The sequence below is a fragment of the Paenarthrobacter sp. RAF54_2 genome (assembly GCF_052113945.1).
Lineage (GTDB): Bacteria > Actinomycetota > Actinomycetes > Actinomycetales > Micrococcaceae > Arthrobacter.
The window spans coordinates 83,515-99,298 of record NZ_JBFRDV010000016.1 but is presented as its reverse complement, the minus strand read 5'-3'; the positions used below and the strand labels follow the sequence as shown (position 1 = coordinate 99,298).

Here is a 15,784-nt window from a genome sequence, read left to right as displayed (position 1 = left end):
CCCTATTTTCCAGATACGCCGAAGTCACGTACGGTCGGCAAAACCACCCCGGTAGGGAGGAAATCAATGCCCGGAGCTGTTGCCCAGAGCGTGCCTACGTAGGCGATCGGCGCGTTCAATGCCTGCTTCACGGTGTATTCGTTGACTTTCTTATACAGAGCATCGCGGGCTGTATCGTCTGGTTCGGTGGCAATGGACTGAACCAACTTGTCGAATTCAGGGTCCTGCCACTTGAAGGGGTTGAGGAAGGCTTCAGGAGCGTACATGTCGCCCACCTGACGGCCTGCACTGTTGAGTCCGTAGAACCAGAGAACTGCCGGATACTTCTTCGAGGCTATTGATGATGCAGTATTCTGCGGAGGCACAGGTTCCCACGTCACCTTGACCCCGATGTCCGAAAGAGCCTGCGTGATCACCGGCTCGAAGGACTGGGAGATGACCGTGCTTGGCATCGTCATGGAGAAACCGTCGGCGTATCCTGCCTCAGCCAATAGCTTGCGTGCCTTCGCCGGATCGAAGGTGTAGGCATCTTCAAGTCCGGGATCGTATGCTCCACTGTTGGGGTCGAACACCTGGACCGTAGGCTTACCCAGCCCATTGAGGAGGGCCTTGACCACCTGCGCCCGATCAAAGGCCATGTTGATAGCCTGGCGCACCTTTACGTTGGCCAGGGCAGGAACGAGTTCTCCCTTCCGGTCGGCCAGGACGAGAACGAGAGCGGCCGTGGCCTGCACCTCCTTGACTGCGAATCCTGCACCTTCGGCCTGCTTGCGTTGCGGTGCCTGGATCAGGGCTGCCTTTACTTCCCCTGCCTGGAGCGCGTTGTACTGGGCGGTCCTGTCCTGGATGACCTTGACCTTCACGGTCTTGAATGGATAGGCCGAGGCGTTCCAGTAGTCATCCCGGCGTTCCATGACGTACTCGGTGCCGTCCACAGTCTTGTCCGAGAGGACGTAGGGTCCGGAGCCAGTTGGGCGGAGTTTGGTGGTGTCGGACGCCAACGTGTCCGCGTCACCAATGACGCCAGTGGCTTGCGCCAGATAGTTCAGCAGCGATGGTTCCGGAGCGGAAAGCTGAATAACTACTGTCGACGCATCGGGGGCGGAAATGGAGGACACCTTGGCGAGCTTGGGCTGTTGCTGGCCCGGTGTCGTCCTGGTCCTCTCCAAGGTTGCGGCAACGTCCTTGGAAGTGACGRCGTCTCCGGAACTGAAYTTCAGGTCGCTGCGAAGCTTGAGGGTCAGCGTGCGCAGGTCATCAGAATATTTCCAGCTCTCAGCCGCGTTGGGACGGATCTTGTTGTCCTTGTCCACCATGAGAAGGGTGTCGAAAATTGATGCCCAGATGTAGGACTGCTGTCCTTCAGCGAGCTGGGCCGGGTCCAACGAAGCCGGCTGGGCTTGAACGGCAATGCTGAGTTCCTCGTTGCGTGAGGAATTAGTAGGTTCCGACGCCGGCGCGGAAGAGGAACACGCCGCCGTGGAGAGTAGCGCTGCTACCGCGACGGCGGCTACTGCCGCACGGGTCAGTGATGTGGTTCGGGACAAGACAGGGAACATGTCTTGAGACTCCTTTGTCATTGAGGAAAAGCTTCTGGAGATTTTTTGGGGGGCCATTGTTTGGGCCATTTAGTCTGGGGTGACCGATATCACTAGCAAAGCACTAGAAAAGCGAAAAGGCAACCGATTGCCATCATTTTAAAAAAGTTAATGTTGCCCTGAAATCCTGTTGCATTTCGGGTACTCCAAATGACCACCGGGAATTCAGAAATAAATTGTCCGGAATTCGGGGCGGTCTTGTCTTGCTAAATCCTGCGGTGGAAGTTTGTGGTCTGTTGAGATCAGCTTTGCGACATGAATTCGGTCATTTCTTGTTTGAACTTCATGAGTGGGTAACCGTTAAGGGCAAGGAATGACTGTGATACTGCCGCCGTCAGATCCAGGGAAGGGTCGATAAGCCATTGCATGCGAAGACCGCTCCATGCGGCCATCATTTGGCGGGCAACCCTGTCCGGATCGAGTTTGGGATCAGCAATTCCCTTGGCCTGGCGTCTTTTGACTCCTTCAGTGAACTCAAAAATCACCTGCTCATGGTGGGCCTTCAGGTACGCGTGGGCCGGATGTTCGGGGTTGACTGCCTCTGCGCTTAACGCGAGGAACAGGCGGGTCGTAGCTTGGTCATCCAGGGTCAGGTGAGCCATTGCGGGTGGAGGCCAGTCGGCCTTCCCGCCATCGATAACGTGAAACTCGGCCGTAAGGATGGCGCGATAATCCTCATCGGCCAGCTCCATGGCCGCGACAAGAATGTGGTCGCGCGTCGGGAAATGGTAGAGCATGGCGGTCTCGCTCATCGAGGCCCGCGCTGCCACCTCCGCCGTGGTCAAAGCTCGATGCCCCTTCTCCAGGACGATGTCGAGGGCGGCCCGGGCTACGGCAGACCGGCGCTCAAGTGTTTTTGCGTACCGCTTCCGGGGGGCTGTTGTCGAGTCCATGCACTAACGGTAGTCGAAAATTGAGTGTTACACCATAGGACTCCTGAAATTGAGCTACCTCCAAACGTCGCCAAAGAGAGTTTGGCTGCAAAAAGGGAGCATGACTCAGTTTTATAGGACTCCCTTCCAAGGTCCCGCAGACCCCCGGATGATCAATTCGGTGTCTAAGGGCAGGGTTTGGGGATCTTGAACAGTGCCGGAGAGGGAGGCCAGGGCCAGGCCGGCGGACAACGATCCGCACTGCCCCAGCGGGGACCTGATGCTTGTCAATGACGGCGTGGTGAAGTCTGCGCCGAAAATATCGTCAAAGCCTATGATGCTGAGGGCATCGGGTATGACAACTCCCGCGTTTTGGAGTTCGTGCATCAGGCCAATCGCCAGCAGATCGTTGTGGGTGATGACGGCCGTTGCTCCTGAGGCCTTGACGGCCCGTGCGACTCGCCTGCCCCCGTCAACGGTTGGTGCCGCCGACTCGATGCGTTCGGCTGCGAGATGGCACCACTCGCAGGCGGCCGAGATGGCGTCCCATCGGCGGGCGGACATCCAGGACAGTTCCGGCCCCGCGACGAAGAGGACCTTTTTGTGCCCATTCCCTGCCAAGAGGCGGATTGCCTGGCTAACACCCCTGTCTGGATCAGGGATGACGCAGCTAATGCCATTTACCTCCCGGTTTATCACGACTACCTGTGTGGTCTTGGCTAGAAGCTGAATATCAGGGTCACTCATGCGAGGGCTGGTCAAAATCAGCCCGTCCACGGCATTGATAACTCGATTGGCCGAAGCGAGCTCTTTGCTCGGGGACTCGGCTGCATTTACCAGAACCACGGTGTAGTCGCGTTGTGCCGCGACTCTTCCTGCCTCGCGAAGAATGCCAAAGAAGGTTGGATTGGTGACGTCTGAAACAATTAGCCCGAGCGTCTTTGTTGATCCTGTCTGGAGTACTTGGGCGGCATGGTTCAGTTGAAAATTGAGTTCAAGGGCGGTTGCCTCAATGAAGCGTCTTGTGCGGGCATTGACTCTTTCGGGATTATTGAGGGCCCTGGAAACTGTTGATGGATTAACGCCGGCTTGCCGCGCTACATCATAGATAGTTGCCTTGGCTGTTCTCGATTGCACTTTTGTCTCTTCGGACGGCAATTTTCACTTCCTTGGACAAGTGCTGCGCCCAGCCAGGCACGTGTGCATCTTGCTGCCGCGCACGTGCCTGGCTGGAGGGTGATCCTGCTGGCGTTAGATGGTCTGGCCTGCGTCGGCCAAGAGCGTGCTGCCGGTCATGATGGTGGACAGGTCGCTTGCGCAGAACAGGACCACGCGTGCGATGTCATCCGGTGTTCCCATCCGACCAATGAGGCTGTTGGTCATGACGTCCATGGCCGCTGTCCCATCTGCGGGGGCGTGCGCAGCAGCGGCGGCCATGTTGCCCTCGGTTGGCACAAAGGTTGGGGCAACGCCGAGCACGCGGATGCCCAGTGGGGCAAACTCGAGGGCCATTTGCTTGGTGATGCCACGGACAGCATGTTTCGATCCGACGTAGGCGGACAAGCCCGGTGCCGTCCCACCGAATCCGGCCGTGGAGACGATGTTGACAATGACCCCGCCGTGATTCCCGTTGGACATGTGGCGTGCGGCTTCGCGGGAGCCATTGAAAACGCCGCGGGTGTTGACGGCAAAGACTTGCTCCCACATGCTGTCAGTCGTCTCCAGGACCGGGACGCTGGGGAAGATGCCCGCGTTGTTGACCCAGATGTCGATACCTCCGAATGACTCCACGGCTTCCAGTGCGCCGAGCCGGACCGATTCGGCGTCGGTGACGTCCATGCCCAGGCCTAGTGTCCGGACAGGGAAGCGGTTCGCGATTTCCGTAGCGGCATCGAGGGCTAGGTCCGCGTTTACGTCCCCGATCAGCACGTCCGCACCGGCTTCTGCCAGGCGGAGTGCAATGGCTTTGCCCAGGCCTTGCGCGCCGCCGGTAACGACGGCCCTGCGTCCGGCCAGGGAAAGCAGGTCCTGGACAGGGGTGAGCGAGGCATCGGCGAATGCGGTGGTCATGCGGAAACCTCGACGTCGAGCTGGTTGCTCTGGGCGACGCGGCCAAGCCAGGCGAGGCTGGGCTTTGGTGTGCGGGCAAAGGTTTCCCTATCGACGGCGATCAGGCCGAACGTAGGTTCCCAGTGCCCCCATTCGAAGTTGTCCAGCAGGGACCAGTGGAGGTAGCCCCGAACGTCAATTCCTTCGGTCATGGTCTGGTCCAAGCCCTGCAGTGCCTCTGTGGTGTAGCGGATCCGCTGCTGGTCATCAGCTGTAGCGATGCCGTTCTCCGTGACCAGCACGGGGATGCCCCCGGTAATCTTCCAGGCGTGGCGCACTGCCATGGCCAATGCGTCGGGCCGGTATGCCGTGCCCACCAGGGTGTTGTCCGGGTGCGGAGGATGGGGGACGAGCCCGTTGGCGTCGACTTGCTGGCTGGAGTAGGCCTGAACGCCGACGAAATCATCGCCACGGCTACCCTCCCAGTAGACGTCTTCTTTGCCGTAGCGGATCTCCAGCAGCTTCTCTTCCCCGCCAGGGGCGGCGGTGAGCGCCCCGGCCGCGATGGTCCATCCCACCTTCGCGTCGGTGTGGGCGCGGATAATCTCCCTGGCAGCGTGGTGGATGGCGGTGAACGTCCTTCCTATTTCCGGATCGGCGTAGGTCAGGAAGTCGCTGTGCGTTTGTTTGGTCTCTTCAGTGCCCTCGACGGTTGGACTTTGCCACTGGCCGCCCTCGGCGAGTTGCATTCGGCGCATTGCTGTCATGATCGCTGCCTGCATGTTGGGCTCGTTCATGGTCGCGACCCACTCCACGCCGTCCAGGATGGTGGTGGTTTCCTTGACGTAGCGCTGGAACTTTTCCGATGCGTCCGGAGCCAACCAGCCGCCGTCGTTCGCGAACCATTGCGGAGTGGTGAAGTGCTGCAAGGTCACCACCGGGGTGACGTTCCGGGCGAAGCAGTGCTCGATCATACGACGGTAATGGGCGAGTTCGGCCTTGGAGAAGGCGCCTGGCGTAGGTTCGATGCGGGACCATTCGAGGCTGAAACGGTACGAGGTCAGGCCTGCGTCGGCAAGAAGGTCGATGTCCTCACGGTACCGGTGGTAACTGTCGCACGCGTCGCCGGAGAGTTCCATGCCCGGCATGGTCAGTTCGCGTGCCCACCAGTCGCTGTTGACGTTGTTGCCTTCGATTTGGTGTCCGGCGGTTGCGGCGCCCCAGAGAAAATTGGCAGGGAAAGTTGTCATGAGTTTCTCATTTCTTGAAAGGTGTGATGCCCTTGCAGGCGGATTGAAGGTGTCTCAGGCGGGACTTGGCACGCTGATGCCGTGCAAAGCCGCGGGCGCTGCGGCGCGGAACCTGCCAGGCCCGGCCGTGTATTCGGATCCGTCGGGAAAGATGATTCGGGCTGTCGTCTCAGCGGGGATGTCGGCGTCGATGCGGAGCTCGTCACTGTCGAGTTGCCAGTAGACGCTGATGGTGCCATTGGGTGTTTCATGGGAGCCCCTGGCCCACGTAACCGACGGTCCGGGTGTGGGGGCAATGACAATGGAGTGCCAGGCCACAGAGCCCTCGGCCTGGCGCAATCCAAGGGTGTGCTCGTGCAGGAACCGGAGCACGGTTGCTTTGCTGTAGTGGTTCAGCGAGTCATGGGCGTCGCCGTTATTGTCGATTCCTTCCCAGGATTCCCAAATGGTGGTGGCGCCCTTGTCCACCATGTATAGCCACGACGGCGCCGTGCGCTGAAGCAGCAATTCATAGGCGACGTCGGCCCTGCCGGCTTCAACGAGGACCGGGAGCAGGTAGCCCGTTGAGAGGAACCCCGTTCCCAGGTGGGTGTCTGCGGAACGGATGAGTTCCACTAGCCGGTCGACGGCACCTTCGCGTGATTGTCCGGGAAGGAGGCCGAAGGCGAGGGCCCGGACGTAGCTTGCCTGGGTGTCGGCGTTGGTTGTTCCGTCGGGACGCAGATATGCTGCACGCCAGGCATCGCGGACAGCATCGGAAACCTCCTCAAACTCTGTCGCCTCCGCGGATCGTCCGAGGACGCGGGCGATCCGAGCGATCGTGGCAGCCGAGCGGTAAAGGTAGGCCGTGCCCACTTCGCCCTTGTCTTCCATGAACCAGGCCATGGGGTTGTCCTGGACGGGGTCGATCAGGCGTCCGTTGGCGTCGCGTTCCTTGGGTTCCGTCCACTCGCCCCAATGGAAAGTGCCATCCCACAGATATTGCTCGTACGGCTCAGGCTCGGGGGATGCCTTTGCCCGTGCGTGATGGCGCGTTGTGCGCGCCATTTCCAGCGCCCACCGGACCCACCGGAGCATCGAATCCCAGTTCTCGGCGAGAACGGCTTCGTCTCCGTAGGCCTCATACAACTCCCAAGGAACAGTGACGATCGCATCTCCCCAGCCGGCAGATCCGGTCATCATGGCGAACTGATCGTCCAAGTTGTTCTTGATGCCGCGGCCGTCAGGGGAGAAGTTCGTAATGCGGCCATCGGCAAGCTGGTCGTCACGCACCGATCTCAACCACTTCCGGCTGAACCCGAGCACATCCCTCAAGCGCGTTGCTGTGGAAATAAACACTTGGTAGTCACCACTCCACGCCAGGCGTTCGCGGGTTGGGCAGTCGGTAGGAACATCCACAGCATTTCCCAGGAAGCTCCACTGTCCGATGCGATGAAGTTGATTCAGGTCCTCGTTACTGCAAGCGAACTCACCCGTGCTGGGGAGGTCGCTGTGCACAATCTGCATGCTGAGCTTTGACGGGTCCAGGCCTGCTCCGTTGCGGCTGATGCGCGCGTACTGGAAACCGTGGACAGTGTGGCGGGGTTCAAAGACTTGGCCAGGCGCGCCCGCGGTTACTTCGTCGCGCTGGGAGAAGATCCTTGCTGGTTCTCCCGGCCGGTGCGAATCCAGGTGTGAGGTTGAGAGGTCGCCATCGCTGTCAACGTGCTCACCGTACTCGATCACCGTGTGCGTTCCTTCCGGCCCCAGATCTTCGAGCCGGATCCATCCGGAGGCGTTCTGGCCGAAGTCCGCAATCCACACGCCGGGCCTTACTTCGTTAACGCTTTTCGCCGCTCGTGCTTCGATGACCCGCACCGGTGGAGCGGGCGACCAGTCAATAGCGGGGGAATCCACCACGTTGAGCTGGACTTTCGACGGCGGTGCGGCCGGGGCGGTAAAGTCCACCGTTTGTCCGTCCATAAGGTCCGCACGTGTTGTGGTTGAGGGTGTGCTGGTCCAGTCGCCATCCGTCACGATGATCTGGTGCGATCCATCGGCACGTTCGATGTGCAGTTCCGCGCGGGCGCCCAGCGTAGTTCCCCAATCGGCGGGATAGTGGAACGCGCCCACCTGCCCCCGGTACCAGCCGTCGGACAGTTCAATGGCCAGCCTGTTGAGTCCGGGGGCCAGCGAGGACGTCACGTCCGAGGCCTGGGCGTAGAGAGTATGGTCGTACGACGTCGACCCGGGGGACAGTTCCGCGGTCCCGGCCCGTTCTCCATTGATCGCCGCGGTGTAGACACCAAGGGCTGTGGCGTAGAGACGGGCCGTCTTGACCTCCGCGTCCATCATGAATTCCGTGGCAAGGACATGGGCGGGCCGCTGGCCGTATGGCTTGTCCTCTTGCTCGACCGGGGAAATCCAGGAAGCCGTCCAGTCGCCGTCGAGAAGACCTGTTTCAAAGGCAGACCACGCCGACCATTCGGCCGTCTCTTCTGCAATCCGTACGCGCCAGGTGACACGCTGCCGGCTGCGGAGTTCCTGCCACGGCCATGAAACGTGAAGGCGGGTGGCCGTCGTCGACGTCGGCTGCGCCACGCCGTCGACCGTTGCCTCCAGCTCGTAAGCCGTCGCCGCAACGTCGGCGGGAATCTTCCACGAGAGCCTCGGAGCGGGGCCGGTGACGGAGAACTGGTCTCCACCGCTGTCCACGATGAGGTCATAAGGCGCTTCGCCCATAGTTTTTCTTCTTTCTTCTGCCGATGCGGGCGTTATCGAATGGACTTGACCTTGAGCGCGATCACGAGCCCACCGATCAGCGCCAGTACCGCGCCCGAGAGGTACAGGAAGGTGTAGTTCTTGTCCGATCCGGTGATGCCGATGGTGATGATCACGGAGGCGACCAGTGGGGCCACGGCGCTTGGGATCTTCTGGGCGAAGGCAACCACCGCCATGTACCGTGCCGTTTCGGTGCGGTTGGGCAGAATCGCGAAGACGATGGCCTGGTCTACCGTCGCGAATACGGCGATGGCAGTCTGCATGAGAATTGCGCCGATGATCAGCTGGGGGAGCGACCATGCGAAGGCTTCAGCCAAGGCTCCACCCACAAAGAGAACTGCGGCAATGACCACAAACAAGCGGCGTCGCTTGAGCTTGTCGGAAAGGAAGCCACCCAGCAGTGCACCGGCCGCAGCAGCCACCACGCCGAGCATTCCAATGGTCGCCACAACGCCGGCCACTTCCCTCACGGGGAGCCCGAGACGCTGGGCGTAGAAGAACGTGCCGAAAGTGGTGTTGAAATACAGGCCCATGAAGAAGACGAAACGGCCCAGCCAGTTCCATGCAAAGTCCGGATATTTACGGATACTGAATCCGTAGCTTGCGATCACCGAACGGAAGGTGACCCGGTTGTCCACGGTAATGTTCTGTGAACTTCCTTCCGGCTTGATGAGCGGGAAGAGTGCCAGGAGGATGGCGCCGATCACGCCCGGGACGACGAACACCAGGAAAGTGTTCGAAGAAACTGCGTAGGCAACACCAATGCCCAGGACGGGAGCAATCTGCGTCATGAGTCCCGTCAGTGCCGAGACGCGGCCGCGCTGGCCTTCCGGCAACTTGTCAGCCATCAGATTCTGGATTGCAGCACCGGAAATGGACCAACCGGACATTCCCAGGACCCACCCCGCACCCACCAGCAGGAGGTTCGGGGCGAGGCCCATGACCACCAACCCAGCCAGGCCGATGCCTGTACCCAGGAAGATGAAAGGAGCCCTGCGGCCGAAGCGGGACCGCGTGCGATCACTCCAGATGCCGATGATGGGGCTGACAACCAGGTAGATGCCCTGCGCTGTCCCTGTGATGAAGCCGAGCATCTGCTCCTGGCCGGGAGCAAGTTCGGTGATCCGAACGGCAATGCCATAGGAGAGGGGCACCATCATTGCGATTGATGCGCCGAAGCTGGCCAACATCAGCCACAGAATGTAGCCCTTGCTCACGGGAGTCTGGGGCTCTTCCGTGAGCTCTGGATGTTCGATGGGGCCGACTGGCAGATGACTGCCCGGCGATGGTTCGGCGGCTGCAATGCCGCCGGCGAGACGTGGAGCCCCGTGCTTATCAGTAGTCACCAATGACTCCTCTATAAAGGTAGTTGGTCGCCTGCGGCATCGCAGGTGATGACTGGACGACGGTGAGGTCGGTACCAGTAAAGGTAACCACGATGGTTACTATTCGTGAATAGTAGTCACAGTGGTTACAATTGACAAGACCCAACGCAAAAAAGAGATTTTCCGTTCGTGAGAGAAGGCTGTTCGTGACTACCACTTCTGAGCAGGAGACCGGGAAGAAAGTCAGCTCCGGTAGGCGTGGCCCGTACGCAACAACGCCGGCTCGTCGCGCGGAGATCGTGCGCGCGGCCTCGGCCAGCTTCGCTGAACACGGCTATGAGCGGGCAAGCCTCAGGGATATCGCCGCACGCGCCAACGTCACTCATGCGGCCCTGCTTCGTCACTTCGCCACCAAGGATGATCTTCTCCTCGCCGCCCTTGCGGAGCGGGATGCCGACGACGCCGAGCTGGCCAAGCGCATTGTGCAATCCAAGGTGCCCCGGGAGTTGGTGTTGAGCAGTGTTCTTAAAGAGGAATTTGCGCGGCCTGATCACATGCGAAATTGGCTGTCCATCACCATCGCAGCTACCAACCCCGAGCATCCCGCGCATGACTTCTTCATCGCTCGCCGTGAGCGAATGCGCGACTACTTCACCAGCAAGCGGCTCGCCACTGCGCAGGACAGTGAGGAACTAACTGCTGACGACAAAGTCACCATGGTGATGGCGATGATCGACGGACTCCGGATTCAATTCCTCCTGGACCCTCATCGGAAAACACTGCACTTGCTGGAGACGCTCATGCGGTTCATCGATACGCCGGAAGAAGCTTAGCTAGTCAGCGGCAGCTCACGCGTTGCTGCGCAGCTCGCGACTTACAGCCCGCAGGCCGGTTTCAAGTGCACGGAGCTCGTCTGCCGAAAGCCCGGCAAGGAGCCGGTGGCCCGGGAGTTATTGACCGCCGCTCACGGTTCCTGCGGTGTCTCCACCATCGATGACGAATTCGGCGCCGGTGACAAAGGATGCCTCGGTTGAGGACAGGAACAAGACGAGATCGGCCACTTCCCCGGGATGACCTATCCTGGCCAGTGCTGTGTGGCTCATGTCTATCGGCATCCCAGCCGTCATGGGTGTGGAAATAACGCCGGGGTGAACAGAATTGACCCGGATGCCATGGCGGCCCAAGTCCAACGCTGCGCTCTTCGTCAACCCCCGAACCCCAAATTTCGAGGCGCTGTATCCGGGAATCCCTTCGTAGCCTCGCAGCCCCGCTATTGATGAAATATTCACGATCGACCCGCCCCGTGCCTCTTTCAGGGCCGGGATTGCCGCTTTGATCCCGTTAAACGTCCCGGTTAGGTTCACCGCCAGCACCGCGTTCCACTGCTCCAGCGTGTAGTCCTCGATCGGGGCGAAGTTCACGATACCGGCGTTGTTCACCACAATGTTCAGGCCACCGAATTCCTCAACAGCAGCCTGCACCGCATTTTGCCAGTCCTGGGGGCTGGTCACGTCCAGGTGAACATACCGCACCCCGGACCCGAGATGAGCGGCGAACTCCGTTCCTTCATCGTCCAGAACATCCCCGATGATGACCTTCGCTCCTTCACCGTGCAGCCGCGTTGCGATTGCAGCCCCGATCCCCCTGGCGCCACCGCTGACAAGGGCTACTTTGTCGATGACTCGTTCCATCTGATGCTCCTTCGGTCTATGGCACTGAACACAGCACTACGCGACGTCACGGCGGTCTCGGGCGGAGTGAGCATTCCGGGTCGGGCGGGGCCCGGTCACGGAACCATGGCCCGAAGAGAGACATGTTTCTTCGATGTGGACGTCCCAGTCCAAGAATGACCCGGAGCAGCAACCGGCAATAGGGCTAAAGGTCACCGATCGGTGGCTCAATTCCAGACCCCAAGCGGCATTTGTTGCCTCATTTGAATATCTCCGGTTGGGTCGGCGGTAAAGGGTGGCGCGACGGAACCCGTTGGGAAAATTGGACTTGGAGAGGGAGCTTACAGAGGTTCGATCGGGGCTGGGGACTAAGCCGGCGGCCTGCTGTTCCCAGGATCCCGACCAAGTGGCAGACTCCAGCTATGACGGCAGTCGCGACCGGGCCTGTGCTGGATTTTCTTCCAGGAGGGCTGGGTCTTTGTCTCTAATACGACCGCTACCAAGGGAACGGACCTGGCATGACCTCTGTTGATGGTCGGGAGAGGAGCTTCCTTCAGCTTCCCATTATGGGCGCGGCCAGATTGGACGCTGATCAAGTCCTGAACCAGCTTGATTCGGGCACGTCAGGATTATCGGATCAGGAATCCGCGTCCCGCCTGGCCATAGTGGGGGCTAACGCTGTCCTGTCACATAAGGCCAACGGTTGGGCCGTGCTTGGGCGTCAGCTCGCCAGCCCAATCCTGATCTTGCTGCTCGTCACAGCATCTGTATCGATGTTCTTGGGGGACGTGACCAACTCGATAGTGATTGGTGCAATCCTGCTGGCCAGCGTTGGTCTGGGCTTCAGTAGTGAATTCCGGGCCGAACGCGCCTCGGAAGCCCTGCACTCACAGATCACGCATCAGGCTTTGGTGCTTCGGGATGGCAGGACCCTTCCAGTGGACGTGACGGACATCGTCCCTGGCGATATCGTGCAGCTGGGACTGGGAACAATCATTCCTGCGGACCTTCGGCTGCTGGAAACGAACAATCTGCTGTGCGATGAGAGCATTCTCACGGGGGAGTCCCTACCGGCGTTGAAAGACCCTTCTCCCGCACCGGATAACGCAGCCCTGGGAGATCTGATGTCGTGCGCCTTCATGGGCACCGTCGTACACTCCGGCAGTGGAACCGGCGTGGTGGTGGCCACCGGGAGCGGCACCGAATTTGGCCGGATCGCCTCCGGACTGGGAGAACGTCAACCGCAGACGGACTTCCAGATCGGGCTTCGACGTTTCTCATTCCTCCTGCTGCAGGTCGCCATCGGCCTGACCACCTTGATTTTCGTAGCCAACCTGCTGCTCCAACGACCGATCATCGAATCACTGCTGTTCTCACTGGCCATCGCCGTCGGTATCACTCCCCAACTTCTCCCGGCTGTTGTCAGCACCAGTTTGGCCACCGGCACACGGCTGCTGGCCAAACGGAAGGTACTCGTCAAACGGCTCGTCTGCATCGAAGACCTGGGCGACATGGACATCCTGGTCACCGACAAGACCGGCACGCTGACAGAAGGAAGGATCAGTTTCACCGACGCCCTTCCAGCAACCTCGCCGATTGCAAAGGATTATCTGCTCACACTGGGGCTGCTGTCCACGGAGTCGGATTACACCACGGCCAAGTATTCAACTGCCGGACAGAACCCACTGGACGCCGCCCTTTGGTCCAGCCCTCAAGCGGCCAAGCTCGACCCTGAACGTTTCAACCGCCTGGACCTGATCAGCTTTGACCACGAACGCCGGCGTACCACCGTGCTGGTCCACGAAAACGCAGGCCGGAGGCTGCTGATCACCAAGGGCGCCCCCGAAGAAGTCCTCACCCTTTGCGGGCCGCCAACACCCGCGGTGCTGGCGACGCTGAATGAACAATTCCAGGCAGGAGCCCGGGTCGTGGCGGTCGCCTACCGTGAGGTCCCCGGACTGGTCGAAGTTACTGAAGCAGACGAACACGACCTCACCTTGGCGGGCTTTCTGATCTTCCTGGACCAGCCCAAAGCCAACGTAAAAACGTCACTGGACCAGCTGGAAGCATTGCAGATCACGGTAAAGATTGCCACTGGCGACAATGCCAAGGTAGCCGAGAAAGTCTGCGCCGACGTCGGCGTGCTCTCCGGGGGCACCCTTACAGGGGCCGACATCGRTGGGATGTCGGATACGGAACTCGTCCCCGCAGCCCGCACCGCCTCAATTTTTGCCCGCGTTTCGCCGGAACATAAAGCTCGAATCATCACTGCCCTGCGTCAGAGCGGCGGCTCCGTGGGGTTCCTGGGAGATGGGGTGAACGACACCCTGGCCCTGCACAAGGCCGACATAGGCATCTCGGTGGATACGGCCACCGACGTCGCCAAGGATGCCGCCGACGTCATCCTGCTCGACAAAGACCTCGGCGTCCTCGCCGATGGCGTCAGGGAGGGCCGCCGGATCTTCGCGAACACCATCAAATACGTCCTGATGGGAACATCAAGTAACTTCGGGAACATGTTCAGCGCCGCGACTGCCTCGGTGGTGTTGAGCTTCCTGCCCATGCTCCCAGGCCAGATCCTGCTCAATAACCTGCTCTATGACGCCGGTCAACTGGCCATTCCCAGCGACAGAGTCGACAACGAACAACTCCGCGCCCCTGCCCACTGGGATATCGCCTTCATCCGACGATTCATGTTCCTCTTCGGTCCCATCAGCTCAATCTTTGACTTCGCCACCTTCGCCCTCATGCTGACAGTGTTCCATGCTGTGCCTGGGGAGTTCCGCGCCGGGTGGTTCATCGAATCAATCGCCACCCAAACCCTGATCATCTTCGTCATCCGGACCCGCAAGGTGCCCTTCCTTCGCAGCAGGCCTTCGGCCGGGCTGGTCGTGGCGTCCTTGACCGTAGTCGCCGTGGGAGTGGCCTTGCCCCTGACAGCGACGGGGCCTTGGCTCGGTTTCGACCCATTACCGTCACCGTTTTTCCTGGCCCTTCTGGGCATGGTGATCGTATATCTGACCATGGTGGAGTTCGCCAAAAAATGGTTCTTCTCCCGGGCCAAGCAACAATCCCCTGCCGCCGCGTTACCCATTCCTCGGCGTCGGGCAACCCATCACATCAGCAGGCGGGCCTCCCGGTTCAGCATCGCCGCAAAACTATCCGGGCCAACGGAGGACATCCCCTGACGTCTGATCACCCCGTCGCTACAGGGCTTCTCGCCACCAGAATCCCCACATCACCCCGCGCCGGATTCCTATTCCAAGCCTGCCCGAGTTGCGTCGTCGAGCGGGGTTTGAAGCGACATTGGAGCGGAGAGATCAAAGCGCCTGCCGGAGACGGATTGGGGGACTAGCCGGTAGAGGAGGTCCTGGCCCACGCCTTGCCACGGGAAGAGGGCACGTCTGACTTCATCCAAAGCTGGACCGCCCGTACCGGCCTCGCCGGCTGCACCCTTTACTACGACGCTCCAGGCTATGCCGAACTCGGCGCTCACTGAGTCGGCTTCAAGGGCCACGACGGCGTCGTCTTCCATCGCCTGTTGCTTGGTCCCCATTCCGGTTCGAAAGACGATTGTCCGATTGTCCACGGCGAAATTCACCGGAAAGATGTCCGGGTGGCCATCCACGATCACGGAGAGACGCCCAACATTCGTTTCGCCCAGAAGCCTCCAGCAATCGTCGGCTTCGAGTACTTCTGCCTCAGGCACTATGTTCTTGTCGGTCATGCGGCGATCCTACGGCTGCCCGCTTGTGACTAACAGGGCCCAAAGTCCCGCCACGGGATGCGTTTGTTCCGATCGGCCGCGCCGAGCCTTGCCAATCAGTTGTGGGAATGACGCCAAGCAGAAGCATCAGCAGCCCCAACTCCGCGAGGCCGGCACCGAAGTAGACAGCTTGCAACGCGCTGAACGGGATCAGGGACATCTGCACGAAGATCCATACCAGGATGCCATAGGCAGCTGCTGCGGCTGCCATACCGGCCAAAGGATTGCGCCTGAGGAGCAAAACGAAAGCAGCCGTGTGGAGGCCTCCTACAACGAATGCAAGCAAGATTCCAGGCACCAGGTATGTGCTGAAGGGAGACCCCTCCAGGTATTCAGCCGGCAGCTGTATCTCAGGCGGTAGCCCGAGGCGTTCCGGCCCGAGCCAGGATCCAAGCGCCAGGGCAAGGCCACCGGCAATGGAAGTCACGGCTACGAAGCCCAGAACGATCAGAAGCAGCACAAAGGTCATGTCTTCCTCCTAAATGATGGTGCGG

Annotated in this window: 12 protein-coding genes; 2 read left to right on the top strand and 10 right to left on the bottom strand. The window is 60.3% G+C overall.

Annotated elements, in window-relative coordinates; all coding sequences use genetic code 11:
- Nucleotides 1-2: 2 nt before the first annotated feature.
- The 7 genes from AB4Y87_RS17255 to AB4Y87_RS17225 form a co-directional block, all read right to left on the bottom strand.
- The gene (locus tag AB4Y87_RS17255; RefSeq protein ID WP_442005533.1) at nucleotides 3-1,559 is read right to left on the bottom strand and encodes an ABC transporter substrate-binding protein; all 1,557 of its coding nucleotides are present in this window, start codon (nucleotides 1,557-1,559) and stop codon (nucleotides 3-5) included.
- A gap of 281 nt (nucleotides 1,560-1,840) precedes the next feature.
- Nucleotides 1,841-2,491 (bottom strand): TetR/AcrR family transcriptional regulator, encoded by a 651-nt coding sequence (locus AB4Y87_RS17250; RefSeq protein WP_442005532.1) that lies wholly within the window; start codon nucleotides 2,489-2,491, stop codon nucleotides 1,841-1,843.
- 111 nt (nucleotides 2,492-2,602) lie between these two features.
- Nucleotides 2,603-3,607 carry a LacI family DNA-binding transcriptional regulator gene (locus AB4Y87_RS17245; protein ID WP_442005531.1) on the bottom strand — a complete coding sequence of 335 codons (1,005 nt, stop codon included), beginning with the start codon at nucleotides 3,605-3,607 and terminating at the stop codon, nucleotides 2,603-2,605.
- A gap of 114 nt (nucleotides 3,608-3,721) precedes the next feature.
- The gene (locus AB4Y87_RS17240; RefSeq protein WP_442005530.1) at nucleotides 3,722-4,540 is read right to left on the bottom strand and encodes an SDR family NAD(P)-dependent oxidoreductase; all 819 of its coding nucleotides are present in this window, start codon (nucleotides 4,538-4,540) and stop codon (nucleotides 3,722-3,724) included.
- Nucleotides 4,537-5,769: a glycoside hydrolase family 1 protein gene (locus AB4Y87_RS17235; RefSeq protein ID WP_442005529.1), complete on the bottom strand. Its 1,233-nt coding sequence runs from the start codon at nucleotides 5,767-5,769 to the stop codon at nucleotides 4,537-4,539. Before AB4Y87_RS17235 ends, AB4Y87_RS17240 begins: the two co-directional genes overlap by 4 nt.
- 54 nt (nucleotides 5,770-5,823) lie before the next feature.
- Nucleotides 5,824-8,490 carry a family 78 glycoside hydrolase catalytic domain gene (locus AB4Y87_RS17230; RefSeq protein WP_442005528.1) on the bottom strand — a complete coding sequence of 889 codons (2,667 nt, stop codon included), beginning with the start codon at nucleotides 8,488-8,490 and terminating at the stop codon, nucleotides 5,824-5,826.
- Between the two features lie 32 nt (nucleotides 8,491-8,522).
- Entirely contained in the window at nucleotides 8,523-9,875 is a 1,353-nt protein-coding gene (locus AB4Y87_RS17225) for an MFS transporter (protein WP_442005527.1), read from the bottom strand.
- 185 nt (nucleotides 9,876-10,060) lie between these two features.
- Between AB4Y87_RS17225 and AB4Y87_RS17220 the strand changes: the two genes are divergently transcribed.
- On the top strand, nucleotides 10,061-10,687 hold the full coding sequence (locus AB4Y87_RS17220; RefSeq protein WP_442005526.1) for a TetR/AcrR family transcriptional regulator: 627 nt from the start codon (nucleotides 10,061-10,063) through the stop codon (nucleotides 10,685-10,687).
- 117 nt (nucleotides 10,688-10,804) lie between these two features.
- Here the strand turns inward: AB4Y87_RS17220 and AB4Y87_RS17215 are convergent, their stop codons facing one another.
- Nucleotides 10,805-11,545: a glucose 1-dehydrogenase gene (locus tag AB4Y87_RS17215; protein WP_442005525.1), complete on the bottom strand. Its 741-nt coding sequence runs from the start codon at nucleotides 11,543-11,545 to the stop codon at nucleotides 10,805-10,807.
- Nucleotides 11,546-12,042: 497 nt separating this feature from the next.
- On the opposite strand from AB4Y87_RS17215, the gene mgtA reads away from it, so the two are divergent.
- Nucleotides 12,043-14,712, top strand: coding sequence for a magnesium-translocating P-type ATPase (mgtA, locus tag AB4Y87_RS17210; RefSeq protein WP_442005524.1), 2,670 nt, complete (start codon nucleotides 12,043-12,045; stop codon nucleotides 14,710-14,712).
- Nucleotides 14,713-14,780: 68 nt separating this feature from the next.
- Here mgtA and AB4Y87_RS17205 read toward each other — a convergent pair whose 3' ends face one another.
- Together AB4Y87_RS17205 and AB4Y87_RS17200 are read right to left on the bottom strand one after the other, a co-directional pair.
- Nucleotides 14,781-15,251: a pyridoxamine 5'-phosphate oxidase family protein gene (locus tag AB4Y87_RS17205; RefSeq protein ID WP_442005523.1), complete on the bottom strand. Its 471-nt coding sequence runs from the start codon at nucleotides 15,249-15,251 to the stop codon at nucleotides 14,781-14,783.
- Complete coding sequence (locus AB4Y87_RS17200; protein ID WP_442005522.1) at nucleotides 15,226-15,759, bottom strand: hypothetical protein; 534 nt, start codon at nucleotides 15,757-15,759, stop codon at nucleotides 15,226-15,228. The genes AB4Y87_RS17205 and AB4Y87_RS17200 overlap by 26 nt, the downstream gene beginning before the upstream one ends.
- Nucleotides 15,760-15,784 lie beyond the last annotated feature (25 nt).